This is a genomic window from Streptosporangium sp. NPDC049644, from assembly GCF_040675205.1.
In the GTDB taxonomy this organism is placed as follows: Bacteria; Actinomycetota; Actinomycetes; order Streptosporangiales; family Streptosporangiaceae; genus Streptosporangium; species Streptosporangium fukuiense.
Window position 1 is genome coordinate 1 of sequence record NZ_JBFAOJ010000262.1, and the last position, 1534, is coordinate 1534.

The 1534-nt window shown below is 66.0% G+C and carries 3 protein-coding genes; all 3 read left to right on the top strand.

Features of this window, described 5'->3' with window-relative positions; translation table 11 throughout:
• The first annotated feature begins 130 nt into the window (after nucleotides 1–130).
• The gene (locus AB0J58_RS44985; protein ID WP_357795721.1) at nucleotides 131–733 is read left to right on the top strand and encodes a hypothetical protein; all 603 of its coding nucleotides are present in this window, start codon (nucleotides 131–133) and stop codon (nucleotides 731–733) included.
• A gap of 3 nt (nucleotides 734–736) precedes the next feature.
• A complete protein-coding gene (locus AB0J58_RS44990) occupies nucleotides 737–1234 on the top strand; it encodes a hypothetical protein (RefSeq protein ID WP_357795723.1) in 498 nt (165 codons plus the stop codon).
• Between the two features lie 81 nt (nucleotides 1235–1315).
• Nucleotides 1316–1534: tRNA(His) guanylyltransferase Thg1 family protein (locus AB0J58_RS44995; protein ID WP_364227983.1), on the top strand; the 219-nt coding region annotated here is incomplete at its 3' end.

Here is a 1534-nt window from a genome sequence, read left to right on the forward strand (position 1 = left end):
TCGGAGACCGCCCGTGAACCTCTTCCCCCGCAGCCCCCGCCAGTTCGTTCACGCTTTCGCCGCTGGCCTTGTCGTGCTGGCGCTCGTCGCCACCCTCACCACCCGCCCCTGACCTCGGAGGAGAACCCGCATGAAAGCCAAGGACATCAAGTCGGGAGTCGTCTACGCCCACCAGCGAGGCCGGGGCGAATACGCCAGCGTCCGCCCGGTCGTCTTCCTCGCCCACGCCGACTCCGACCACCTGTACAGCACTACCAGCCACCACCGGCCGAAGGGCTCTCCGGCTTTCCAGAAGGCGACGTATCCCGGCGCGAAGCCGAAGCGCGGTCAGGGCTACTCCGCCTCCGACGTCGGTTACCCGATCGCGACCGGCCCGGCCGACAAGCTGGCGGAGGTCACTCTCGCTGACTTCGAAGCCGCCGCGTCGCACTACCACGCACACGGCGTCGAGTTCAATGTCCTCACCTCCCTGACCTCGGTGGTCGGCCCCTACGAGGAGGTTTTTGCCGAGCAGAAGAAGCGGCTACAAGACACTGAGGAGGCCCATGACCGCGAGCGAGAGCGCAAGCGGGCCCACTCTGCCCGCCTTGACGCCCAGCAGAAGCGACTCCGCGATCTCGGCGTCGGGTCGACCCAGTCCAGCGTCCTTACTGGCCCGGACATGCTGGCGATCTCGGCTGACGATGTGGACAAGCTCCTCGCCCTGCTCTCCACCAGCACCGAGGAGACCTGACCGATGCTGACTGACTCCGAGACCGTGGACTGGCCGTACGACGCCGACCAGCACGACTCGCTGACCGCTCTCCGTATCCCCGTCACCAGTGAATACCCGCGCTGGCGGTACACGGCCACCTTCGACCGAGAGTCCGAGGTTCGGCCCACGGATCTGGAAGCCCTCCAGCTCGCGTCGTTCATCGAGGAGTACCGCGAGTACTTCTTCAACGACACGTACAAGGCGAAGCTGTCGCAGCGACCGTTCGACACCGACGCCGTCACCAAGGTCTTCCACAAGTGGGCCGATAACGACTGGTCGTACCGGATCGTGACGTGGGAGTACGGGCCGTTCTGGTTCCCGTGCCGCCCCCGCCACAGAGGAACCCAGTACGACGACACGAAGGGCTTTGGCCCGATGGCCCTCGTGCAGGTGATGGACCGTATCCACACGATCGGGGACGAGCCGATGAAGCGCTGGCTGGACTGGAAAGCCGCCCACCCCGAGATCTTCCCCGCCTGACGCTGTCGTTGTCGGCCCGCCTCCTGCGGGCCGACACGGGCACACTGGACCCATCTCCGCCCACCCCTCGAAAGAACCCAGATGACTGACAAGACTGCTCTCGGAGACCGCATCAAGGGCTACGAGCAGCCGACCCGCATGCTCCTGCCACGCCGCACTCATGCAATTTGCAGGGTCGACGGAAGAGCCTTCCACTCCTTCCTGCGGCACGCGGACAAGCCGTTCGACGGCCGCGTCGCAGCTGCCATGAACGCCGTCGCTGAAGCCCTGTGCGCGGAGATGTCCGGCGCGGTGTTCGCG

Bases quoted from the DNA above. Each gene is read 5' to 3' on its own strand.
- AB0J58_RS44985 (WP_357795721.1), top strand. From the start codon at position 131: ATGAAAGCCAAGGACATCAAGTCGGGAGTCGTCTACGCCCACCAGCGA.
- AB0J58_RS44990 (WP_357795723.1), top strand. From the start codon at position 737: ATGCTGACTGACTCCGAGACCGTGGACTGGCCGTACGACGCCGACCAG.